This window comes from Pseudogemmobacter bohemicus, assembly GCF_003290025.1.
In the GTDB taxonomy this organism is placed as follows: domain Bacteria; phylum Pseudomonadota; class Alphaproteobacteria; order Rhodobacterales; family Rhodobacteraceae; genus Pseudogemmobacter; species Pseudogemmobacter bohemicus.
The window spans coordinates 617380-639463 of sequence record NZ_QNHG01000004.1 but is presented as its reverse complement, the minus strand read 5'-3'; the positions used below and the strand labels follow the sequence as shown (position 1 = coordinate 639463).

The following is a 22084-nucleotide window of genomic DNA, read 5'->3' as shown; positions in this document are numbered from 1 at the left end:
GCACGCATGGCACGTTACACCGCATCGCATTGGGGCATCTATGAAATCAGCCCGGACAGCGCAGGGAACCCCACGATCCACCCGCTGAAGGGCGATCCCGATCCGTCGGAAATCGGGTTGCACCAGCTGGACCCCGGGTTGCTGAAATGCCGGGTGCGTCAGCCCTCGGTGCGCAAAAGCTGGCTGGAGCACGGGCCGGGCGCCGCGCCGCATCTGCGCGGGCGCGAACCCTTTGTCGAGGTCAGCTGGGAGCGGGCGCTGGATCTGGTCGCCGCCGAGGTGGACCGGGTGCGCAAGACCCATGGCAATGAGGCGATTTTCGGCGGCTCTTACGGCTGGGCCTCGGCGGGGCGGTTCAACCATGCGCAAAGTCAGATCCACCGCTTTCTGAACGCGGCGGGCGGTTATGTGCGCCATACTGAAAGCTACTCGCTGGGCGCGGCGCATGTGATCATGCCGCTGATCGCAGGGACGATGGCGGATCTGATGGCCGATCACACCTCCTGGGATGTGATGGCCGAAGAGACCCGGCTTTTCGTCACCTTCGGCGGTGTGCCGCGCAAGAATTCACAATCCTCGCCGGGGCTGGCGGGCAAGCACCGCGTGCATGTCGGACTGCAGGAAATGGGCCGCGCCGGCACGCGCTTTGTCAATGTCGGCCCCTGCCGCGACAATCTCGATACCGGGACCGAGGTCGAATGGCTGGCGATCCCGCCCCATACCGACACCGCGCTGATGCTGGGGCTGGCCTGGCAGCTTCAGGCCGACGGGCTGCATAACCGCGCCTTCCTTGACCGCTACACCGTGGGATATGATCGTTTCGCGGCCTATCTGACCGGCGAAAGCGACGGGGTGGCCAAGACGCCGGACTGGGCCGCCGCAATCTGCGGTGTCCCGGCGGAGCGCATCACGGCTTTGGCGCGCGAGATGGCCGGCACCCGCACCATGCTCAATATCCAATGGTCCCTGCAACGCGCCCATCACGGCGAGCAGCCGTTCTGGATGCTGGTGACGCTGGCGGCGATGCTGGGCCAGATCGGCTTGCCAGGCGGCGGCTTTGGTGTGGGCTATGGACCTGCAAACACGATGGGGTCGCGTCACCGCAGGCTCTCGGGGCCTTCGCTCGATCAGTTCCGCAATCCGGTCGAGGCCTATATCCCCTGCGCCCGCATCGCGGATATGCTGCTGAACCCAGGCGCGCCGTTCACGCATTCCGGGCGGCATCTGACCTATCCCGATATCCACATGATCTATTGGGCGGGCGGCAATCCCTTCCACCACCATCAGGATCTGAACCGCCTGATCCGCGCCTGGCAGAAACCGGCCAGCATCGTGGTGCATGAACCCTACTGGACCGCGACCGCCCGTTTCGCCGATGTGGTCCTGCCCGTCACCACCGCGATGGAGCGCAACGATATCGGCTATGCCACGCAGGAGGGCTATTTCGTCGCCATGCGCAAGGTGACGGAACGGTTCGAGGGCGCGCGGGACGATTATGACATCTTTTCCGGTCTGGCCGAGCGGCTCTCGCTGGGCGAGCGCTTCACCGAGGGGCGGGACGAGATGCAATGGCTGCGCCATATGTGGGAAGATTGCCGCGAAAAATGGGCCACCCGCGATGTGCCTTTGCCGGATTTCGACAGCTTCTGGGAGGAAGGCCTGGTCGATCTGGAATTCGTCGCCCGGAGCCAGACCATGTTCTCGCGGTTCCGCGAGGATCCCGGGGCGCATCCCCTGACCACGCCGACCGGCAGGTTCGAGATCAGCAGTGACCGGATCGAGGGTTACGCGCTGCCCGGCTTCACCCCATATCCGGTCTGGCGCGAGCCGGTGGAGTGGCTTGGATCGCCAAAGGCGCAGCGCTATCCGCTGCATTTGCTGTCGGATCAGCCCGCGCGCAAGCTGCACAGCCAGCTTGACCCGAGCGTGCATTCGGCGCGCGGCAAAATCAACGGCCGCGAGCCGGTCTATATGAACCCCGCCGATGCCAGAGCGCGGGGTATCTCTGCCGGTGATATTGTCGAGGTCTTCAATGCGCGCGGCCGTTGCCTTGCCGCGGCCGTTCCAACCGATGACCTTCTGCCGGGAGTCGCGCGGCTTTCTACGGGCGCCTGGTATGACGGGCAGGCCGAGGACGGGCTGGAAAAGCATGGCAATCCGAATGTCCTCACGCTCGACATCGCGGCATCCCCCCTCTCGCAGGGCTGCGCCGCACAGACCTGCCTGGTCGAGATTTCCGGGCCAGTCTTAAACTATCCACCCGTAACTGCATTTATACCTCCGCTCATTCTGGCTGAGAATGCATGAGGCACCAATACTCCGGCACCAGCCATGCATCAAAAGCAACCTGCTGTCGAATAGCTTGCATAGCCTGACAGGCGACCGGCAGCGCCCCGGGCCGCATCAGCATTCGAGCTTTACGATGTACGAAAAGTGGCCTGAAGGCGGTGCGCCTTGCAGCCGCAGCGTCGTGCGAGCGGCCGCTTGGGCGAACCGCCGCAAGATTACAGTCAGGTCCGCCCCGAGGGGCGGCTCGTTGCTTCTGTGCCGCAGCACTTGTTCCGGTTCCCTTTCGTAGGCCTGTCACCGTTACCTGGCTACAATGTCCACATTCCGCCTCGCGCTCGGGTTGACGTCAAAGCGGCGCTGAAAGGCGCGGGCAAAATTCGACTGGCTGGAACAGCCTGCGGCACAGGCAACATGGCCGATGGGCAGGCGCGTCTGGGCGCAACAGCTCAACGGCCTTATCGAGCCGGATCGCGCTGGAGTGAGTGGCGCCGATGCCGGGGTGATTGCGCGTGATCCCGATGCCCCGGCTCATCATCCGGTCACCAAGGGCATAGGGCGGTTCCCCTGGCCGCCGTTTCCGGCAGTCGGAAATATTCGCCACACCCGGGGAATTTTCCGCAGATCCCCCCTCTGGGTGTCTGGGAAGGGTGCCGATAGCGGCGACCAAACCAGAACCGGAGAAACAAATGAAAGCGAAGTTCCTTTCCATGGTTGCCACCGCTGTCATGCTGGCCAGCACCGCCGCCACCCATGCGCAAGTCGCGGTCGATGTCGACGTGAATGGCGACGGCAACAATGTCACCGTGGAGGTGACCATCAACGAGAATGCCGGCTACGGTCAGGCCCCGGTCATGCCGGGTGGTATCCTGCAATTGGTCGGCTGCTACCTGCCTGGCGCCCCGGTGGATTTCGTGACCTTCTCCTATTACTACCGGCCGGCAGCCTATACGCCCTGCTATGCCGATATGCAGTGGGGCGGGCAATGGTGGCGCTTCCACGGATATACCGTGTAAGATCTTCTGCCAAAGGCGGCGGTCAGGACGGGTACATCTCAGCCAGCCGCCGCCTCACCGGCTCCAGATCCGCCTCGAACATCGCCTGCAGATCCTCTGGCCGGAAACGTCCAACAAGGGCGACAAGCCCGTCATGGAGCCGCAGCAGAACCGCCGCCGCAGCGCGCAGGGCATCGCCCTGGGAGCTGTCTTGCGGATCGACGGCGCTGAACCCCTCGCGGTCGACCTTGCTGAACCCATTGGTGTAAAGCAGCAGGCCAAGCTTGCTGCGCGGGCGATCCAGCGCGTCCCGGGCCCATGTCAGCAGGGCATCGGGCCCCTTTCCCGCCTCGAACTCTGCCAGAGGGTCCATCGCGCGGTAGCTGTCGGGATGGACCGACGCCTCGTCCAGCAGCGACGGATCCAGCGCCACCGCAAGCGAGAAACCCGATATTTCGCCATGGCGCAAAAGCATCCAGGCCGCCGCCGCCATCGTCCGGCGCAGCTGGCTCAGGATCTTCTCATATTCCTGGAGCTGCTGGGGATAATCCACCTCGCGCCCGCTCAGATCGCCGCCGCCGCGACCGGCGGCAATGGCCTGTAGCGGGTGGAAGCAGCCCACCTGAAAGACGGTGCGCGCAAAATCACTGCGCGGCACGCCGCCGGTGAACAGCGCCGGAGCCTGGCGGGCCTGACGGGTTGCGGCCTGGACCTCTTCCTCAGGCCCGTCCTCATCACCGCCCGCTTTGCCGAAACCGTGGTTCAGAAAGCCAAACTGCTCTTTCCCCAGCCATTTCAGACGATTGGCGGGTGGGCTGGCCAAAGTCTCAAGCACCCCCGCACCATCCGTCGCAAAGAGCCCCGCCTCTTCGGGATCCAGCATTTCGATGCTCACCTCGCCGGGGGTCGGGCTTTCGCCCTCCTGGCTTGTGACCAGCGAGGCAGCGCGGGACATCTCCATCTCGGCCTCGGCAGCGGCCAGCGCCGCTTTGTAGCGCAGCACCTCGCCGGCGGAATTGCCAAAGCGCCGGAACCCCTCCACCCCGCGCCATTTCTGCGCGAGATCGGGCACTGGCCCGCCGTTTTCCCCGGCCGCCCCGCCGATACGCGAGCCGAGATCGAGCCAGAAGGCGAGCACCCTGTCGCTGTCGATCCCGGTGCTGCCGCCGCATTCCGCCCATTTCAGATAGGAGCGCAGCACGCGCGCCTTGCGCATCAGGTGATCGCGCTCCAGCCGGGGTTCAAGCCAGGCATTGGTCGCAGCCGACAGCGCCGCCGCAACCGCATCGGCCGTCCCGGTGCCGCCACGCAGCACCGGCGCAAGCAGCTCGGCCACCTCGACATAGCCGAGCATATTATGGATCACATCGAGCACTGCCGCCGCCATCGGCATCTGGCCATAGCCGAGGCCGAAAGACCGCTCACCCGCATTCATCCGGCCGTCGGTGAAGTGGATGGCATCGGCATCCGCCGTCACGAGATCCGCCAGCCGCCCGCGCATCAGCGGCTCATGCAGCGCCCGGCGGAACGCGGCCCCGCGCAGATCCCGCAGCCGGGAATAGAGGAATCCGACATAGCCTCTGGCATCGGCCCGGTCCATCAGCGCGGCCAGCCGCACGCTCTGCGCGATCACCCCATGCAGCTTGCGATTGCGCCCCAGGAACAGCGCCGATAGCACCGCCCGCAGGCTGATCCGGCTGTCCTTCGGATGGCGATAGGGAAACCAGGCCTGGCCCTGACCGTCGATGATCCGCTCGGCGGTCAGCCCGATTGCGATCTGCGCCTCTTGCGACATATCCGGCATGCCAGCCATTCTGCACTCCTGCTGCTGCCTGTGCAGCCTAGCGATATCGCACCCCCTGTGGGAAGGCCTTCCATGCACCCCATCCCCTTGTTGCGGAAATGACAAAACCGCCCCCGAAGGGACGGTTTGCCGATGTGTTTTGTGATGAACTCCCGTTCAGATGATGAAGGCCGTTCCGGCGGTCAGCGGATGGTTACGCTGGTCCTGTTCCCGGTGCCCTCGGTCCGGATATCGGCCGTCGAGCCACCGCGCCCGCCCTGGTTGATGATGGTATCGTTGTAATCACCCACCGTGCTGACAAGCGTGGTCTGGCGGCGGCCATGGACCACGATGGAGGCCTGATTGTCGCCGTCATTGTTAATCTTGTAGACGCCGTCATTGCTGCGGAAGTAGTTCACCAGACGGCCGGCACGGTTGATGATCTCACCGAAGGTCCGTTCGCCGGCCAGGAAGTTGCTGGTCTGCGAGCAGCCGCTCACATCCACATCGACGAAGTTGCCATTGCCGAGCACTTTGCCGACATAGACGGTGCAGGCGGAGGCCTGACCAGCAGCCAGGACAAAGCCGGTGACGACAGCAAGGGTTTTGAAGGGTTTCATGGGTCAGGTCCTTTGGTTGCCTGCCGGGCCTCTCGCCTCGTGCAGGAAGTGTTTCAGGGGGCAGAGCTGGTTTCAGAAAAGGTGTGGTGGTGGGCCGGGCCGGTTCCGGCTTGCAGATGTCCGGCCCGGATCAGTCAGTCTGGGGATTGCGGGCCCCTCTGTCCGGGTCCAGGCATGACGGCCATAGGCAGGAGGCCTGAAATCAGAGGCCGGTTTCGCAGCGGATCTCGCCATTGCTGCCTTCGATGGTCAGGCTGGCTTGCAGCCTGGCATTCGTCAGCGGCAGCGGCGAGAACTGCACTTCTTCTTCGCCATGCGCCGTGACCGAGATCCGGCGGCGGTCGTCAACCTCGATCCCGGGGCTGCGAACGGTCAGGCTGGCCTTGCCCACCAGCCCTTCGGGGCCATTGCTGCTGACCCGGGCCACGAAAGCCTGGGAGCCGCCAGCCGGGCGCAGTTCAAGCGCGCAGCTGATGGGGCTGATCCGGGCCTCGGCGGCCTCGCTCGGCGGGGTGGGTGCTTTGCTCTCGGCGCAACCGGTCAGGAGGCAGCTGATCACGGCGATAATCGTGGTGGCAGACATTGGTTTAGCTCCTTTCATTCCTCTTACCAGACGCAGCGCGGGATCCTCAGCCCGGAGCTGCGCGGCCCCGCCAGGACCGTTTCGTTGCGCATTCCTTCGGGGCACATGCCCATCACGATGAGCGCACCGTCGCTGCCGCGACCGATCACCTTGCCGGTGACCCCGTCACCAAGCGCGAGCACTCCGAAGTCGCCGGTTCCGACCAGATCGACATCAAGCCATTGATCGTCGCCATAGCTGCCAATGGTGGTGTCGCCACCGTTTTCCTGCCAGACCGTGACGTCGCCGCCATTGCCCTGGCGGTCGAGCCGCACCGAGTTCCCCGCGCTGGCCGCACCGCCGAAGAGAGCGGTCATAAGCAGCACCGGGGCCGTAAGTTCATAAAGGCGTTTCATGGTTTTCTCCGCGTTTGGGAGGCTTCATGCCTTCCGACACTCATGTTCAGCGGAGGGGTCGGGGGAAAATTCCCCGTGGCAGGGCGGGAAAAATTCAGAAAAAATCCCTGTCCATAAATATACTTTTAAATACAGATAATTAAGAAAAAATATGGGCATCCGGAAAACGCGGATGCCCAGCAAAATATCAGCGGTAACGCCAGCTCAGGCGGGGCATCAGCCCCCGGTTTCCTTCACCCTTTCACCAGTCGGATAGGGCCAGCAGGGGGAGCCTTTCCAGTTCCCGTCCGCCACCCGGCATTCAGGCCGCAGCGCCTTTTGTGCCATATCGGGATAATCCCCGAAGACCGGGATCGGGTAGCGCATGATGATCCTGATGCCGAACGCGATATCCACCCGGTCCGGGGCGCTGAACCACGCCTTGATATCGGAGCTGGGCCATCCCTCGGATTTCATCTCGTTCTGGCCAAGCTTCCGGATCGGAATGCCATTCGCCAGATCGACAAGCCAGACTTCCTTGTCGCCAGAACCGATCAGAAGCCAGACAATCGCAAGCTCTCCGCGACCATCATCCTCGGCAAAAACGACCGAGCCGTTCATGGCTGCCCTGGCGCTCCGGCGCCATTCGCCGTCGATAAAATCCCATTGCCAGATTGTCGGGCTGACATCGGTGACCAGCAAGCCCGATCCGCCACTGGCAAAGGAAACGCTGGTCGCGCGGCTGGAAAGCAGAATTGGGGGCAGGGTCGATCCGTCCGGCGCGGTCAGGATGATTTCCCTGTCTCTGGACCACAGGACCCGTCCGGTGGCTGTATCCACGACAATTTCCGCATCGACCGCATTGAGCGGCAGTGAGAGAACCAGAGGCTGCGCATATATGCCACCGTCCAGAGTAAGCTCGGTGCGGGTTTCGCTCATCGCTGAAACCGTGACGGTCACCTCGTTTGCCGCCCTGACCGTTTCACGGTCACCGATCTCGATCAGACGGACTCTGGGCCAGAGCTGTGGATAGTCCTCCCATTTCATTTCGTAGGGATCATCGGCGAATTGCGCTGGCTCGGCATCGGAATCGACGAAGTGATTGCCTTGATCAAGCGGCGCACTGATCATCACAAGATGGGCATTGTCGCCGCCCGCGCCGCCATGGGGCGATGACACCAGCACCGCGAGGTTCGAATAGTCGATCGCGGCCATAGACAGGATCTCGCCGCTCATGACCCGCTCGGTCATCAATCGCTCCTGACCCGTCGCGCTGTCGATGGCGATGTGGCGGATGCTGCGCAGATCGGCGTCGAATATTTCGTCCTTTTCATTGAAAAGATTAATCCACCAGACAACGACAGGCGATTGCAGGCCGAAGAAAGCACTTACATGATATGGGTCGGAAATCGGCTCCTCGCTCATGTAATCTGTTGGGTTGAAAATTATGGAATTTCTTTGAGGCCCGGCCGAGGTCGAATGGACACCACTGATCACCACATTGCTGGCATAAATCGCGCAGCTGTCATATTGGGGGACGTCGCCGGGCCAGCTGCTTTCATCGTCATTCACAAATTTCCCGATGATCTGAAGAAGATCCTCATCATCAAGAAAATCCCGGAAACAGCCGCGCAGCCTGCCTTCCAGATAGGCGTTGAATTCCGTGTTCTCGTCGAATTCCCTCACCTCCAGCCATGAGGTGAGGGCCAGGCCGGGATCGTCGTCATATCGGCGGATGCTGAGATAGGGCTTCATCTGCGCATCGACATGCAGCTCGACCGAGCCGCTCATCCGGGAAATGACCTGTTCCCCGGTTACAAGATTGACAAGCAGGAAGCCGAAATCCCCCAGTTGGGAGAGCTGCGTTGTGCGCACGACAGCGGTTCCGTCCCGGAGCATCTGGACCCACAGCTCCCGTCCGGTTCCGTCCGGGATATCGCTTTGCCCGCGGCTGCCCTGCGATCCGTAGATTTCGGCAAGCTGCACCCGCGCCAGAGTCCGCATCGTGCCGTCGTCAGCCACGCCTTCAAAGGTGATCTCGCTGTCTGTCAGCAGGGTCAGGACCACACCGGCAAACCCGTCGATCCGCCCTATGGCCTGGGCGCGACCGGGCAGCCGCGCGACCGGGACAGGGCCCTGCGCATCGGCAACACGCCAGAGCTGCCCCGACTCCGGATCATGCAGCCACATCTCCTGGTCGAGCAGCAACGCGCGCACATTTTCGGGCATCTCAAAGCGGGTCTCGGTGCGCGCGCGTTGCAGGACACGCTCGAAGGAGGCCCTGAGCTGCGGTGCCGCGCGCGCGGCATCGGGCCCGCCGGCCGCATCCAGCAGCAGGACAAGCGCCTCATCCGGGCGCCCCGCATCGCTGAGGGTGACCGCCTGCGAGACGGCAAGGCTGCGCGCCAGGTCGCGCGCCGAAGCCTCGCGCGTCTCGGCCAGATGGACCTCACTGCGCGCGATCTGCGCCCGCCGCAACAGATCGAGCGACAAGGCCCCGATCACGGCCAGCATCACCGCCGCCGCCGCCGTCCATTTCAGAACCCCGTTTCTGCGGCGCAGCTGGCGGGCGGCATGGATATAGGCTCCGGCGCCGTCCGAGAGCGGTATCAGCCCCGATTGCGCCAGTTGCTGCGCAGCCGTGATCTGCAGCCGGCCACGGCGCAGCAGGTCACGGCTGCGCCCCTTGCGCTGCCAGGCTTCGGCCTCGGCCTCGATCTCGTCGCGCAGCTGCAACTCGGCGCGCAGCCGCGACACGATCCCCTCCAGCCGGGGCCAGGTGCGGATCAGCGCCTCATGTGCCAGCCGCAGCCGCCCCTCGCCGTCGCTTCCGCCCTCGGAATCCGCCAGCAGGCGCATTTCAATGAGATGGCGGGCGATGCGATGGCGAAGCTGCTCCGCTGCGGAACTGTCGTCGCGCAGCGCAGGCAGGCGGGGGCTGCGTGCAAGGGTCTGGCCGTTTTCAGGGTCGATCCGCACCAGCTCGGACAAGAGCCGGTCGATGGCCTGCGGCTCCACCCCGGCGCTTTCCAGATAGCCCGTCGCCTCATCCGCCCAGGAGGCCGCTGCCCCGGCAAGCCCCCCCATGAGGTCATATTCCGCCGCGTGGATCTCGCCGTTGCGGGCATAGCCATAAAGCCGGGTCAGCGTCAGCTGCAAAAGCGGCAGGCTGTCGGGGGAATCCAGCGCCTCGGCGGCCAGGCGTTCGGGCAGCGCCGCCTCGCCCGGAGGCGTCACGAAACGCAGCCCGGCCAGCGCCGCCGGGGCGGCGATCATCCGGGTCAGATCGCTCAGATCGGGCGGACCCAGCCGGTAGAGCCGCTCATCGGGGAAGAGATCCGCCAGTTCCGGCACCATGCCCAGCAATTCGATCTGGTTCGAGCGCAATGTCGCCAGCACCCGGAGCCGCCCCGTGGCGCCCATCCCGTCAAGGAGGGTCGCAAAATCCGTGGCCGCCTTGTGCGACAGACCGGAAAGCGCCTGTTCAAGCTGGTCGAGCACCAGCAGGAGATTGCCCTTGCCCGCCTTGTCCAGCATCCCGGCGATCCGGGCCGGATCGCGCGCCAGCGCAGTTGCATCGGCCAGATCCTCTGCGCCATCCGCAGTCAGCGCCGCCGTGATCATCCGGCACAGATCCGGCACCAGGTCTTCGCCCTGTCTGCCATCAAAGCTTTCGGCCAGCAAAACCCAGGGCGCGGCCCCCTCCATCCCGGGCCGGATGATGTCGCCCGCGACACCGGCCAGCACCAGCGAGGATTTCCCCACCCCCGAGCGGCCATGCACCACCAGAAACCCACGCCGCCGCCCGCCGATGCTGCGCGCCTCCAGCCGGGCGAGCCGTTCGAGGATCGCGGCCCGGTCGCGCTCGCGCCCGAAAAAGATCGTGCGCTGGCCGGGCTGATAGGCGCTCAGCCCGGGCCAGGGGCTGCCCTGCCAGCCAGCGGATGGCCCCCCGGATATTCCCGCGGACTTGTCCGCCGTCGCGCCAGGCGCTGCGAGGGCGGACATTCCAAGGATCGACACCGCCTCGCTGACCGTTGCAACCCCGTGCAGCGCCACGCCCAGTTCCGCAAGTTCGGCGGCGCTTTCCGCAGGAATATCCACCAGATTGGCCTGCGGCACGATGACGAATGCGTCCTGGCCCGCCGCGCGCGCCGCGCGCAGGCCGGGCAGCGCATGGGCGATTTTCGCCGCGACATGGCCGACCTTGCCGACAACCATCCCGATCGGATGGATCGCGCCCGTCACCACCGCCAGCCGCCCGGGGGCCACATCTTCGCCGTCGCCCGGACCCGGCGGTTTTTGCGTCCAGAGGCTGCTTTGCGCAAGATGCGCATGGGCGAGATAGACCCCCAGCTGCCAGCTCGGCCCGTCGTCGATCCGGCCGGAAACGCGCAGGATATAAAAGCGCCCCCCGAAATCGCGCTCGATCACCCCGGCGGGGCGGCGCACGAAATTGTTGTAGGTGGTCGAGATCGGCATCCGCTCGAACCCTTCGCCCATCACACAGGCTTCGGGGGCATGGGGGTCCTCGTCGAGACCAAGCACAATGGCGTGGTCGCTTGAGGTCGGGATCATCAGCTGGGTCAGCATCCGGGACATGAACTGGCTCGTGAGAAAAGGGAATCCATCGAAAATCCGGCTGTCGTCTGCCGCAATGAAACACCGGCCTCCGCCCGTAGTCCAGCGGGAGGGTCGGGCGCGACAGAGGGACAGAAAAGACGGGCGACCTGCGTAAGCGGCGAGGAGGCAGCCCGGTTCCGGGTTGCCTCCTGGCGCTGGCGGGATCTCCTGCTTCCGCGCCCGCCCGCCCGCCCACCAGCCCGCCCGACGGATCGCATCCCATGTCCCCCTGTCGGGACCGGTGGATCGGGCCGATCAGATCAGCGGGCCCTTGCCACGATACGCGCTGGGCAGCAGCTGACCCGGCTCATCCTCATCCGCCACGCGGTTCAGGAAGCTCATTCCGTCATAGTCGATCAACAGGCCGGTGATATCGCCCAGCTCGATCCCGGAATCCTCATGCACCACGATCTCTCCGGCGCTGTCTTCAAGAAGGATGGCGATGTCATACTTGCCGCTCGGGCTGATCTCATGGTCCTCAATCATCAGCCGCCGCACATCGCCCGGGCTGAGCTCGTCGAACTCGATCAGGTTTTCCCCCCAGACGCTGCTCTCCGAAGGCGACACCTTGACGATGTAGATCACGCCATCGGTGGCATTCGCGACGACCACTTCGGGCCTGAAGCCGGTCACCTCTGCCGAAGCGAGCGAGGTGATCGGAAGAAGCGCCAGCCCGAAAGCGAGGAAGACGCGGCGGGTGACGGTGGCGAAGCGGAAGGTCTGCATTTCTGTTTCTCCTGGATGGCCCGGCTCCTGATGCTGCCGGGGGTTTCTCTCCCGATTGCCCAGAAGAGGGGTCTGCGGAATTTTCCCGCCGCGCCGTTCCGGAAAATGAAAAAACCTTCCGGGCGCCCCGAAGCGGCCCGCATCACAAAGCGCGCGCTGTGCGGCGGGATACCGCACTGGCTGCGACGAAAATCCCGCACAGAACCGCCGCGCGGGGAAAAACCCGCGCTTCCCCCCTTTGTGCAGTTTCAGCCGCACGGAATCGCCCGTGCCGATAAAAGGACTGAACACATATGACCCTGAAACGCATGATCTTTGCGGCCGCCATACTCACCGGGGTTTTTGCCGCTCCCGGCATCCATGCCGCCTCCGCCACCACCCGCGACTCCATCGAGACGAAATTCGTCCCGCCCGGATGTGAGGGCAAAGCTGTGATCCCCAATCCCAATGCCCATCCGCCGTATGGCGCGCCCGAAAACCGGCCCCTCACGCCCTGGCCTGACGAGGATGTTCCGGGCTTCCCGAATTCTTCCGACCAGTCGCTGCGCATCATCATCCGCTGAGCGCGGCCCCTCCCTGCCTGTCCCCCTTCACCGAAAGGAAACCCAGATGACCCTTCGTATCGCCGCCGCGCTTTTTGCCCTGATCACACCGCTTTTGGGCCATGGCGCTCTCGCCGCCGGAGCGGTGCAATGCAAACATGAGATCGACACAAGGGGCGGCACCGAGTCGCTTCGCTTCTCGGTGACCGCCGCGCCCGATGCCGGTTTCACCGGCCGCTATTCCTACCGCTATACGCTTGACGGCGAAGGGTCGATGACCGTGATCAATCAGGGCCAGTTTACACTCGGCGCCGGGGAGACCGTCACGCTGCTGTCGATCCAGAGCCGCGTCAACACCGAAGAAACCGGCGCCGGCATAGCGATCACGGTGGAACTGGAGGACAGCGCGGGCAATCTGTTCTGCACGGAGAAGAAATGATGCAGGCCCTTCCGAAACGGGGGCATGAGCATGGTATGCAGTGGCTCGACAGGTCTCGTCAGAGCAGTACATACTCGGCGCAGGCCGGACCCCGCCCCGGCTCTGCCGCTCTCCCTTCCGGTCGCTGCCAGGGCCGGGCCACCATCAATGCCGGAGATCCGTGATGGACGATATTTTCGACCGGGCAGATGAGATCTATGCCGGCGCATCGGTTGCGGCGATGCCTGTCCCGTCGTCCGGGCAGATCGGCCTGATGGAGGTGATGCGCTATCTGGTCGATCCGGATTTCAGCCTCAGCCCCGGGCAGATGGCACAGCTGCGCGACGATCCACGCCTCAGCGCCGCCGTTGGGCGGCTCTCGGCCGGGCTCTCGCTGACCGAGATCCCCATGCTTGCCGCCGCCGCCGATACCGAAGAAACCACCGGCCCGGTGATCCGCTATTTCGAGGGCGGCACGCTGTCGCTCAGACCTGCGGTCTATCCCGGTGTCTTCCACCTTGTTCTGACCTGGGATGCCGGTGCGACGCCGGCGCCCTCGCTCGTGCTGCACCTGACGCTGGACGGGCGACCGCTGATGCGGCTGGCCCTGCCGCCTGCCAATGCCGATGGCACCATCCATGAGTTGCTGAACACCCGCATCCCGGGGCATGAAGACCTGGTCGCCGCAATCCGCGAGCCGCGCAGCAAAGGCCATATCCTGCCGCAGAGCGTGGAGGAGCCGGAGGATCCCGCATTCGAAGGCTGACACCTGCCGAGCAGGGAATTGAGGCGACGGCTCCCGGCCCGGTTTTCCGAATGGAACCGGGCCTTGCACTGTCGCAAGGACGGCTGAAGGCTTTGGCGATGAAAGGCGCCGCCAGAGACCCGGCGCCACGGTGGAAGCGAAGCCGTAAGGGCCGCCGGGCGGCAGCCCTTACGGTGCCAACAGGATTGCGGTTCCCCGGCAGCCGGGTTCGGACAGCCCATGCGCGCCGCGCGCCGCCAGATCGGGCCGGGCGCGCCATGCCGACAGAAGCGATCAGGCTCGGGCAGCGCATGTCCAGGCTGTCGCTGGCGGCCCGGATCTGCCTTCGGGTGGAGATCGACCACGACCAGTTCCGCCAGTTCCAGCTCATCCCCGCCGGGGCGGCGCGCGTCCGGCAAAAGCACCGCCTTGCTGGCCGACCGCATCGCCGCATGGCGGATCGGCAGCGCATAGATCAGGGTTTTCGCCAGGCGCGCTACCGCGTCCTGATGGTCTGACAGAAGCTGCCGGTCGCTGCGATCTGCACGTCTTTCCCGAATGGGCGTATCGTATCAGCTTGTCATTGGCGCCCTCCGGATGAATGAGCGTCGCCCCTGATCTTGCAAGGGCGGGCAGTCCTGTCACTTTCCGTCAGCGATGCAAGCAGATCTCTGAATGGCCCCCTGTTTCGCGGAGGCCTTCTTCGCTCCCTTTGCGGCAAGGCTGCCATGATTGGGACAGCCACATCTGATCAGGCCGACGAAGAGGTGCCGGAAGCGCCGGCGGTCATTCAGGACGTTGGTGCCGGTCTCCCCGGCAGGTTCACAGAAGAGCCGGCTCTGCCGTTCCCTTGCAGCCTCTCTGGCCTTCTTATCCACGAGGCGCAGTTTTCCGGGGCGCCCAGTGTGGCCCATTCACCCTCCAGGTTCAGGCGTGACACCGCCGGCCGGATCAGGGTCTTTGATGCAACGCAGCCGGTTCCAGACCAGTTTGCCGATGCGGAGTCCATTGTTCAGAACCAGGGTCCCGCGCGTCGGGTTGTCGTGAATGGTGGATGGGGATTGTCGTCTGAAGGACAATATGTGGTGTGTGGGATACCGGGATCATGGCTGGCAAGCGCAATTCGCTGAGGCTTGCGGAACGGGCTTTCCTCGGGATGGTGAGGGAGATGATGCCGGGTCCTGTTGCCGGGGCGCGCAGCAGGGCCCCGGTCGGTCGTTCCGGGGGCGACTGAAAAGAAAGCGGGGCCGCAACGGGCGGCCCCGGTATTTCCGTGGGACTCAGCCCCGCATCTTGCGCACGATATCCATGAAGTCCCGCGCGCGTTGCGGATCGACGGCATTCCAGGTATGCCCGTCGACTTTGAGCGAGGATCCGACGACGCAGCCATCGGCGATCTTCAGCACATCCCCGACCGTGGCATGTTTCACGCCGGTATTGGCGAGAACAGGTGTATCGGGCAGTGCTTTTTTCACCGCTTCGAGATCTATCATCTTTGCGGATTCTCCGGTGATCGCGCCGGAGACCAGCACCGCATCGGGGATCGAGGAAAAGACTGCCGAACGTGCGCGATCCGCCAGCGGGCGGCTGTCGAGCGAGGCGGCGAATTCTGCGGAGACATTGTTCAGGATCACAAGATCCTTGCGGTCAAGCTGGCGCGCCCGACGCATGGCGCGGCCCGCATTCGGCGTCCAGGGCCCCATATCCGAGGCATAGGTGCCGGTGAAGATCTCGCGCACGAAAGAGGCGCCGGTCGCGGCCGCCAGGGACACGGTGCTGTCAGGATCCCACAGCACATTGACGCCGAAGGGTTTCTGGATCTTCCCGCGCAGGCGCCCGATGACGAAACCCATGGCCGAAGTGGTGGCGATATCGACCTTCAGCTCATAGGGGCGGTCGTTTTCATTGCCGAACATCACCGCATCGACCCCGGCGGCCTGAAGCGCCTCCAGATCCTTCAAAGCGCCCTGATAGATCCCTTCGATCCCGGCATCGGCATCGTAAAGGGGCGTGCCGGGCATCGGGTTCAGGTGAACCATCGCAATCACGGGTTTGATCCCCGGGAACAGCTCGGCGAATTTGGTCATGTCAGTCTCCTTGCTCCGCCTGCCGCAAGCGGCGATCTGGCGGAAATGGGTTAGAGGGGTGAGGAAAGGGGATCAGGGGATCAGGCCTTCCGGCGCTCAAGCAGCCAGAAGAAGAAGACGGTGATCACCAGGATGATCAGCAACAGGAGGAAGGCGGCGGCGCTGCCCTCATTGATCTGAAGGCCCTGAAAGGCGCGCTTATAGGCAAAGAAGGACAAAAGCTCGGTCGAGACGCCGGGGCCGCCCTTGGTCAGCACATAGATCAGGTCATAGGTGCGGAATTCGTTGATCAGCTGGATCACGATGGCAATGGCCGAGACCGGGCGCAAAAGCGGCAGCGTGATATACCAGAACTGCGCGAAGGGGCCGGCGCCGTCGACTTCGGCGGCCTCGTAGGGCTCACGCGGCAAAGAGGCGAGACCGGCGGACAGCAGCAAGACGACGAAAGAGGTCTGCTGCCAGATGTCGATCGAGATCAGCGTGGAAAGCGCGATGGAACTGTCGCCCAGCCAGTCGACCATCGGCAGGCCCATTGCGGCAAGGCTCTGGTTGATGATGCCGAGATTGGGCTGCAAGAGCATCCGCCAGATCAGCGCCACCGCCACCGGCGACATCGCCATCGGCAGCGTGAGGACCGCGAAATAGAACCCCCGCATCGCGATCACCTGGCGCAGCATCAGCGCGATCCCGAGGCCGATGATGAACTCGCCGATCACCGCCGCCACCGAATAGCGCAGCGTCAGCAAGAGCGAATGCCAGAACAGCGGCTCGGACATGATCTTCGCGAAATTCGCCAGCCCCGCAAGGTTCAGCTCGGGACGGATCATCGTCATCGTCGAAAGCGAGATCGCCAGCGCGTAGAACAGCGGGATCCCCATCACCAGCGCCAGCATGGCAAGGCCCGGAGCGGCAAAGCCCCAGCCGGCACGGATCCTGTTTCTTGCAATCACGCTCATGGAGCGCTCCTTCCGGGGGAGACAAATGGCCGGGGTAAGCACATGGCCGGGATGGTTGGACTGGGCCTCCGGGCCGGGACTGGCCCGGAGGCGAAGAGGGAGAGAGGTTACTTTTCGAGCAGTTCCTCAAGGCCTTTTGCCGAAGCCTCCAGCGCGGCCTCGACCGTGGCATCGCCGCTGGCGGCCAGCGAAAGCTGGGTGCCGATCACATCCTGGTATTGCGGCGTATAGGTGAAGATGGGGAAGCTTTTGCCGGCCGCCACGATCTCGCCCGCCTGGGCATAGAACGGGTATTTCGCGAGAACCGAAGCGTCCGCGAACACATCCGAGCGCACCGGGGCATGGCCCTCAAGCGCACGTTTCACCGAGATGTCTTTCGACTGCACCCAGGAGATGAAGGTCCAGGCGGCCTCTTTCTGGTCATCGGGAATGTTTTTCGGAATGCCCCAGCCCCAGCCGCCGCTTTCGCCATGGCCGCCCGGCATCACCGAAATCGCCACTTTGCCCGCCACATTCGGGCAGGTCTCTGCATTGTCGATCTGTGGCAGCATCCACCAATAGGTGACCATCGAGAAGCTCTCGCCCGCGCACATCAGACGCATGGTGTCGTCAAGGGTGGCCGAAAGCGCGCCGGTCTGGGCGGCGTTCGCGATCATATCGGTATAGAAGCCAAGCGCCTGCCTGCCCTGATCGGAATTCAAAACCACCGAACCATCGGAGGCCAGATAGTCGCCGCCTGCCGCGAAGAGGTAGTTCGAGAATTCCATCGAATTGGGATCGCCGCGCTGGCCCTGCATCGCCGCACCGTTCACACCGCCCTCGGCCTTCATAAATTTCGCGATGGCGACATAGTCTTCCAGCGTTGCGGGCGCGGCGAGCGCCTTTCCGGTTGCTGCCTGATATTTCGCGGCAAGATCGGCGTTTTCCAGCAGATCCGTGCGATAGATCAGCCCCATCGAATAGTTGTACATCGGCAGGATCGGCATGGCCTCGTCGGTGCGGCCCAGGAGATCCAGCATGGCCGGGATCACCGGCGCCATATCAAAGCCGGTCTTTGCCGCATAGGGGGTCAGATCTTCCAGCCAGCCGCCGGCCGGGAACTCGCCCGCCCAGAGGAAATCGACCGAGAGGAGGTTGTAATAGCTTTCGCCGCCGACAAGCTGCGCCACCAGCTTGTCATGCATATCGCCATAGCCGACCTTCTCGAATTCGACCCTGATCCCGGTCTCGGCCTCGAATTCGGGCAGCAGTGCCTCGATGATTTTCGTCTCCGGCACGTCTTCCATCAGGGCACGAAGCGTCACCCCATCGGCCAGCGCGGTGCTGGCCCAGAACGCGGCAACGAGGCTGCCGGCAACAAGGAAAGCATTGGATTTCATGGGTCTTCCTCTCTGTTTTTGGTTATGGTCTTCTTGAATGGACTTACTTCACCGACCCGAAAGACAGGCCCTGCACCAGGTATTTCTGGATAAAACGCACCGCGATCAGCAGCGGCAGGATTGCCAGCGAGACCCCGGCTGAAACCTGGCTGATCTGCACGCCGTTCGAGGTCTGAAGCGCTGCCAGCGCCACCGGCACCGTGGCGGTTTTCGAGCCGCCAAGGATCAGCGCGAAGAGGAATTCATTCCAGGACAGGATGAAGCCCAGCACGGCCGCAGCCATGATCCCGGGGGCGGCGACCGGCAGCACCACGCGCCAGAACGCGCCCCAGCGGGTGGCCCCATCGGTCATGGCAGCGCCTTCCAGATCCTCGGGGATCGACTCGAAGAACCCCATCAGGATCCAGGTCAGGAAGGGCAGGTTGATCGCGGAATAGACCAATACAATGCCGGTCAGCGAATTGGTCAGTCCGGTCACGCGGTAGAGCATGAAGACCGGCAGCGCCAGCGCCACCGGCGGCAGCATCTGGCTGGCCAGCGTCGCGAACCGTGCGAGACGCCCGCCGGTGCGGAACCGCGCAAAGGCATAGCCGGTCATCGCGGCCAGCGGCATTGTCAGCACCACCGACAGCACGGCGACGATCAGGGAATTCAGATAGTTGCGGCCGAAATTCTTGTCGGCGAACAGCGCCTGGTAATTGTCGAGCGTGATCGAGGGGAAGATCTCTTTCGCATAAGAGGCATGTTCCGGCACCAGCGATGTGCGCAAGACCCACAGGATCGGCAAAAGGACCACAAGGCAGGCGAGGATCAGTCCCAGATGGGAGAGCACAGGGCGGGTCATGGCTCAACCCTGCCTTGACCAGGCTTTGCCATCCGAGGCGCGGAACAGGTGCATCCGGGCCATATCGGCGTGCAGCGTGACCTGATCGCCGAAGGCGGGCAGGAAATCGCGCCCGGTGCGGGCAGAGAGCGCGATGCCTTCTGCCGTCTCGATCCCGATCAGGTTTTCTGCCCCGAGCGCTTCGCGCACGATCACCTTGCCGGCAACCGGCAGGGTGCTGGCCGTGGGCTCCGACAATACATCTTCGGCCCGCAGGCCCAGAATGGCGGGTTCTTGTGCGGCTTTTGTGTAAAGCGCGGCCTGTGCCGGTGGCAGATCCCCGCTGATCGGCCCGGCTTTCAGCGTCAGCCGTGTGGCATCCCCTGCCAGACTGGCAGGGATCAGGTTCATCGCGGGCGACGCGAGGAACTGTGCCACAAAAGTATTGGCGGGGTTGGCATAGACCTCAAGAGGTGGGCCGACCTGTTCGATATGGCCGTCCCGCATGATGCAGATGCGGTCGCCCATGGTCATGGCCTCGACATGGTCATGGGTGACGAAAACCATGGTCTTGCCAAGGCGGCGATGCAGCTTGACCAGCTCCTGACGCATTTCGCCGCGAAGCTTCGCGTCAAGATTGGACAGCGGCTCATCCATAAGGAAGACATCCGGTTCGCGCACCATCGCCCGCCCAAGCGCCACGCGCTGCCGTTGTCCGCCCGACAAAGCGCCCGGCTTGCGGTCAAGATAGGGCTCGAGGCCGAGGATGGATGCCGCCTCTGCGATCCGCCTGTCCTGCTCGGCGACCGGCGTGCCGCGCATCTTCATGCCAAAGCGCATATTCTCGCGCACGGACATATGCGGATAGAGGGCGTAGCTTTGGAAAACAACCGCGACATTGCGGTCCCTTGGTGGCAGTTCGGTTACGTCCCGCGCGCCGATCCGGATGCGGCCTGCGGTGATTTCCTCCAGCCCTGCGATCATCCTGAGCGTGGTGGATTTGCCGCATCCGGAGGGGCCGAGGAGCACCATGAACTCGCCCTCGTCAATGGTGAGGGAGACATCCCTGACCCCGTACAGGCCACTGCCATAATCGCGGCTGATACTGTCGAGTGTGATCGCGGTCAAAGGAGCCTCATGCGCAGGCGTTGATATAAGATATGGCGTGTTCGAACATAATCGAACATGATCGGATACTCGGGGGTCAGGTCGTATAGACCCCGCCGGTGACGTTGATCGCCTGTCCGGTCATAAAGCGCGCCGCATCAGAGCAAAGGAAGACGACGACTCCGGCGACATCCTCCGGCGTTTCGATTCGGCCCAGCGGGGTCTGGCGGATGTAGTCCTGCTGCACCTCATCGGGCGTCATGCCGCGCAGTTCGGCCTCCCAGAGGATCTCGCGCTCCTGCATCGAGGTGCGGACAAAGCCCGGGCAGACGGCATTCACGCGGATGCCTTTCGGGGCCAGTTCGCGGGCAAGGCCCTGGGTCCAGCCGACCACCGCGAATTTCGAGGCCGAGTAATGCGCCAGAAGGGGGGCGCCGATCTTGGCGGCCAGCGAGGCGGTGTTGACGATTACACCTTTGTTTTCCTGAATAAAATATCGAGCGGCGATCTGGTTTGTCAGGAAGACGCCGCGGGCGTTCACATCCATGTTGAAATCCCAGTCCTCATCGCTGAGATCGGTGGCCGCGCGCATGGTCGAAACCCCGGCATTGGCGATGCAGATCTCGATCCCGCCGGTCAGTGCAATGGCCTGATCGAAGGCGGTTTGCACCGATTCGCGCTCGCGCACATCAATCCTGACCGCGTGATGTCCCGCCCCGAGCGAGGCCGCCGCAGCTTCGGCGGCGTCAGGGTTCAGATCGGCGATCACCACCGATATTCCCTGTGCTGCCAGTGCCCTCGCGATGGCAAAGCCGATCCCGGTTGCGGCCCCGGTGACGAAGGCCCGCTTGCCTGTGAGGCCCGGATGTTGCTGTTCGGCCAGTTGATCTGCGCGCATATGGATTCCCCCTTGCTGAAAGAAACCAAACAAAATTTTCGGAGTTGCACAAGAATAATGTTTGGATATGTTTGATATTTGCGGATTATATGTTTGATCTGATCGATATTGCAGCTTGCAGGCCGTCGGCCGGACGGTTTTGCGCAGGCGAATGGACAGAAAGGCCGGGAGATCCCCGGCGCGATGTGATACGGGCCGGAGAGCTATGTTTCCCACCCTCCGGAACAGGATCAGGCCAGGATATGATACAGCCCGAACAGATGATCGCGACCGAACCTCCCGAAACGGGACCCGCCAGGACCGCAACTGCCGGAGTGTCGCCGGCGTCGCACGCAAGCGCCCGCGCCCCCGCACAGGCGCGCATGACCCGTATCCTTGAAAGGCTGAACGAGGGGGGCTCGGTCACCGTCACCGATCTGGCCCGTGAATTCGGTGTCTCGGATATGACGGTGCGCCGCGACCTTGCGGAGCTGGAACGGGACGGGCTGCTGGAGCGCGTTCATGGAGGGGCTGTCGGCCTGAGCCGCGGGCCCCTGACGGTGATCGACGATATCGAGCCGATTTTCGAGGCCCGATCGCGACAGAATGCCGACCGCAAGGAGCGGATCGCCGCCGCCGCCGCCCGCCATGTTGCCGGGCGCAATGCGATTGCCTTCGATCTCGGCACCACGGTTCTTGCCACGGCGCGGTCGATCGTTGCCGCTGGGGTGCAGCCGCAGATGAGGGCCTTCACCAACAGCCTGCGGGCGGGCCAGGTGATGGCGAGGGCAGGGATCCCGGTCTATATGAGCGGCGGGCTGATCCGTGCCGAGGAAATGTCCCTGACCGGCCAGGACGCCGTTGACGGCTTTTCGCGCTATTACTTCGATGTTGCCTTGCTTGGCGCCTCGGGGATGACCTCCGAGGGGGTCTTTGACTATTCCCCGGAAGAAGTCGCCGTGAAGACGGTCTTCCTGCAACGCTCGGCCGAGCGCGTGCTGCTTATGGACAGCACCAAGTTCCGCCGCGTCTCGACCGTCCTGATCGCCTCGCTGGCAGAGATTTCCACCCTGATCACCGATGCGGCTCCCCCTCCGGATCTGGCCACTGTGCTGGAAGGGGCGGGGGTGCGGGTGATCATCGCCTGACCTCATCCTCCT

19 protein-coding genes are annotated in these 22084 nt (G+C 63.9%); 7 read left to right on the top strand and 12 right to left on the bottom strand.

Translation table 11 applies throughout. The features are described from left to right. The first annotated feature begins 6 nt into the window (after positions 1-6). Both DRF71_RS22135 and DRF71_RS22130 read left to right on the top strand, forming a co-directional pair. Positions 7-2307: a molybdopterin-dependent oxidoreductase gene (locus DRF71_RS22135; protein ID WP_112312670.1), complete on the top strand. Its 2301-nt coding sequence runs from the start codon at positions 7-9 to the stop codon at positions 2305-2307. Positions 2308-2975: 668 nt separating this feature from the next. Continuing rightward, positions 2976-3302 (top strand): hypothetical protein, encoded by a 327-nt coding sequence (locus DRF71_RS22130; RefSeq protein WP_157971246.1) that lies wholly within the window; start codon positions 2976-2978, stop codon positions 3300-3302. Positions 3303-3324: 22 nt separating this feature from the next. On the opposite strand, the gene DRF71_RS22125 is transcribed toward DRF71_RS22130, so the two are convergent. The 6 genes from DRF71_RS22125 to DRF71_RS27695 form a co-directional block, all read right to left on the bottom strand. Then, positions 3325-5094: a hypothetical protein gene (locus DRF71_RS22125; RefSeq protein WP_112312668.1), complete on the bottom strand. Its 1770-nt coding sequence runs from the start codon at positions 5092-5094 to the stop codon at positions 3325-3327. A gap of 173 nt (positions 5095-5267) precedes the next feature. Next, positions 5268-5684, bottom strand: coding sequence for a hypothetical protein (locus DRF71_RS22120; protein WP_112312667.1), 417 nt, complete (start codon positions 5682-5684; stop codon positions 5268-5270). 202 nt (positions 5685-5886) lie between these two features. After that, positions 5887-6267, bottom strand: coding sequence for a hypothetical protein (locus DRF71_RS22115; protein ID WP_112312666.1), 381 nt, complete (start codon positions 6265-6267; stop codon positions 5887-5889). Positions 6268-6290: 23 nt separating this feature from the next. Then, complete coding sequence (locus DRF71_RS22110) at positions 6291-6662, bottom strand: hypothetical protein (protein ID WP_112312665.1); 372 nt, start codon at positions 6660-6662, stop codon at positions 6291-6293. Positions 6663-6878: 216 nt separating this feature from the next. Beyond that, positions 6879-11243 carry an ATP-binding protein gene (locus DRF71_RS22105; RefSeq protein ID WP_157971245.1) on the bottom strand — a complete coding sequence of 1455 codons (4365 nt, stop codon included), beginning with the start codon at positions 11241-11243 and terminating at the stop codon, positions 6879-6881. A 276-nt stretch (positions 11244-11519) separates the two neighbouring features. After that, positions 11520-11990 (bottom strand): hypothetical protein, encoded by a 471-nt coding sequence (locus tag DRF71_RS27695; RefSeq protein ID WP_157971244.1) that lies wholly within the window; start codon positions 11988-11990, stop codon positions 11520-11522. 293 nt (positions 11991-12283) lie between these two features. Between DRF71_RS27695 and DRF71_RS22095 the strand changes: the two genes are divergently transcribed. The 4 genes from DRF71_RS22095 to DRF71_RS22080 all read left to right on the top strand — a co-directional run bounded on the left by DRF71_RS22095 (position 12284) and on the right by DRF71_RS22080 (position 14213). Continuing rightward, a complete protein-coding gene (locus tag DRF71_RS22095) occupies positions 12284-12553 on the top strand; it encodes a hypothetical protein (protein WP_112312662.1) in 270 nt (89 codons plus the stop codon). A gap of 46 nt (positions 12554-12599) precedes the next feature. After that, positions 12600-12971 (top strand): hypothetical protein, encoded by a 372-nt coding sequence (locus DRF71_RS22090; protein ID WP_112312661.1) that lies wholly within the window; start codon positions 12600-12602, stop codon positions 12969-12971. A 163-nt stretch (positions 12972-13134) separates the two neighbouring features. After that, positions 13135-13716: a hypothetical protein gene (locus tag DRF71_RS22085; protein WP_112312660.1), complete on the top strand. Its 582-nt coding sequence runs from the start codon at positions 13135-13137 to the stop codon at positions 13714-13716. A 290-nt stretch (positions 13717-14006) separates the two neighbouring features. Then, positions 14007-14213, top strand: a complete 207-nt coding sequence (locus DRF71_RS22080) for a hypothetical protein (protein WP_157971243.1) — start codon at positions 14007-14009, stop codon at positions 14211-14213. Positions 14214-14975: 762 nt separating this feature from the next. Here DRF71_RS22080 and DRF71_RS22070 read toward each other — a convergent pair. From DRF71_RS22070 to DRF71_RS22045, 6 genes are all read right to left on the bottom strand, one after another. Then, positions 14976-15782 carry a BtpA/SgcQ family protein gene (locus tag DRF71_RS22070; protein ID WP_112312657.1) on the bottom strand — a complete coding sequence of 269 codons (807 nt, stop codon included), beginning with the start codon at positions 15780-15782 and terminating at the stop codon, positions 14976-14978. A gap of 80 nt (positions 15783-15862) precedes the next feature. Continuing rightward, complete coding sequence (locus tag DRF71_RS22065; RefSeq protein ID WP_112312656.1) at positions 15863-16738, bottom strand: carbohydrate ABC transporter permease; 876 nt, start codon at positions 16736-16738, stop codon at positions 15863-15865. 107 nt (positions 16739-16845) lie between these two features. Continuing rightward, positions 16846-18117: an extracellular solute-binding protein gene (locus tag DRF71_RS22060; RefSeq protein ID WP_112312655.1), complete on the bottom strand. Its 1272-nt coding sequence runs from the start codon at positions 18115-18117 to the stop codon at positions 16846-16848. Positions 18118-18160: 43 nt separating this feature from the next. After that, a complete protein-coding gene (locus tag DRF71_RS22055; protein WP_112312654.1) occupies positions 18161-18961 on the bottom strand; it encodes a carbohydrate ABC transporter permease in 801 nt (266 codons plus the stop codon). A gap of 3 nt (positions 18962-18964) precedes the next feature. Beyond that, the gene (locus DRF71_RS22050; RefSeq protein WP_112312653.1) at positions 18965-20068 is read right to left on the bottom strand and encodes an ABC transporter ATP-binding protein; all 1104 of its coding nucleotides are present in this window, start codon (positions 20066-20068) and stop codon (positions 18965-18967) included. 76 nt (positions 20069-20144) lie between these two features. Continuing rightward, on the bottom strand, positions 20145-20945 hold the full coding sequence (locus DRF71_RS22045) for an SDR family NAD(P)-dependent oxidoreductase (protein WP_112312652.1): 801 nt from the start codon (positions 20943-20945) through the stop codon (positions 20145-20147). A 362-nt stretch (positions 20946-21307) separates the two neighbouring features. On the opposite strand from DRF71_RS22045, the gene DRF71_RS22040 reads away from it, so the two are divergent. Then, positions 21308-22072, top strand: coding sequence for a DeoR/GlpR family DNA-binding transcription regulator (locus tag DRF71_RS22040; protein WP_232831629.1), 765 nt, complete (start codon positions 21308-21310; stop codon positions 22070-22072). The last annotated feature ends 12 nt before the right edge of the window (positions 22073-22084 follow it).

What these genes read in the sequence shown, in the direction of transcription:
- DRF71_RS22125 (WP_112312668.1), bottom strand. Translation starts at nt 5,094, where the DNA reads ATGGCTGGCATGCCGGATATGTCGCAAGAGGCGCAGATCGCAATCGGG.
- DRF71_RS22085 (WP_112312660.1), top strand. Translation starts at nt 13,135, where the DNA reads ATGGACGATATTTTCGACCGGGCAGATGAGATCTATGCCGGCGCATCG.
- DRF71_RS22130 (WP_157971246.1), top strand. Translation starts at nt 2,976, where the DNA reads ATGAAAGCGAAGTTCCTTTCCATGGTTGCCACCGCTGTCATGCTGGCC.
- DRF71_RS22110 (WP_112312665.1), bottom strand. Translation starts at nt 6,662, where the DNA reads ATGAAACGCCTTTATGAACTTACGGCCCCGGTGCTGCTTATGACCGCT.
- DRF71_RS22105 (WP_157971245.1), bottom strand. Translation starts at nt 11,243, where the DNA reads ATGTCCCGGATGCTGACCCAGCTGATGATCCCGACCTCAAGCGACCAC.
- DRF71_RS22095 (WP_112312662.1), top strand. Translation starts at nt 12,284, where the DNA reads ATGACCCTGAAACGCATGATCTTTGCGGCCGCCATACTCACCGGGGTT.
- DRF71_RS27695 (WP_157971244.1), bottom strand. Translation starts at nt 11,990, where the DNA reads ATGCAGACCTTCCGCTTCGCCACCGTCACCCGCCGCGTCTTCCTCGCT.
- DRF71_RS22045 (WP_112312652.1), bottom strand. Translation starts at nt 20,945, where the DNA reads ATGCGCGCAGATCAACTGGCCGAACAGCAACATCCGGGCCTCACAGGC.
- DRF71_RS22070 (WP_112312657.1), bottom strand. Translation starts at nt 15,782, where the DNA reads ATGACCAAATTCGCCGAGCTGTTCCCGGGGATCAAACCCGTGATTGCG.
- DRF71_RS22060 (WP_112312655.1), bottom strand. Translation starts at nt 18,117, where the DNA reads ATGAAATCCAATGCTTTCCTTGTTGCCGGCAGCCTCGTTGCCGCGTTC.
- DRF71_RS22040 (WP_232831629.1), top strand. Translation starts at nt 21,308, where the DNA reads ATGACCCGTATCCTTGAAAGGCTGAACGAGGGGGGCTCGGTCACCGTC.
- DRF71_RS22055 (WP_112312654.1), bottom strand. Translation starts at nt 18,961, where the DNA reads ATGACCCGCCCTGTGCTCTCCCATCTGGGACTGATCCTCGCCTGCCTT.
- DRF71_RS22065 (WP_112312656.1), bottom strand. Translation starts at nt 16,738, where the DNA reads ATGAGCGTGATTGCAAGAAACAGGATCCGTGCCGGCTGGGGCTTTGCC.
- DRF71_RS22115 (WP_112312666.1), bottom strand. Translation starts at nt 6,267, where the DNA reads ATGTCTGCCACCACGATTATCGCCGTGATCAGCTGCCTCCTGACCGGT.
- DRF71_RS22090 (WP_112312661.1), top strand. Translation starts at nt 12,600, where the DNA reads ATGACCCTTCGTATCGCCGCCGCGCTTTTTGCCCTGATCACACCGCTT.
- DRF71_RS22135 (WP_112312670.1), top strand. Translation starts at nt 7, where the DNA reads ATGGCACGTTACACCGCATCGCATTGGGGCATCTATGAAATCAGCCCG.
- DRF71_RS22120 (WP_112312667.1), bottom strand. Translation starts at nt 5,684, where the DNA reads ATGAAACCCTTCAAAACCCTTGCTGTCGTCACCGGCTTTGTCCTGGCT.
- DRF71_RS22080 (WP_157971243.1), top strand. Translation starts at nt 14,007, where the DNA reads ATGTCCAGGCTGTCGCTGGCGGCCCGGATCTGCCTTCGGGTGGAGATC.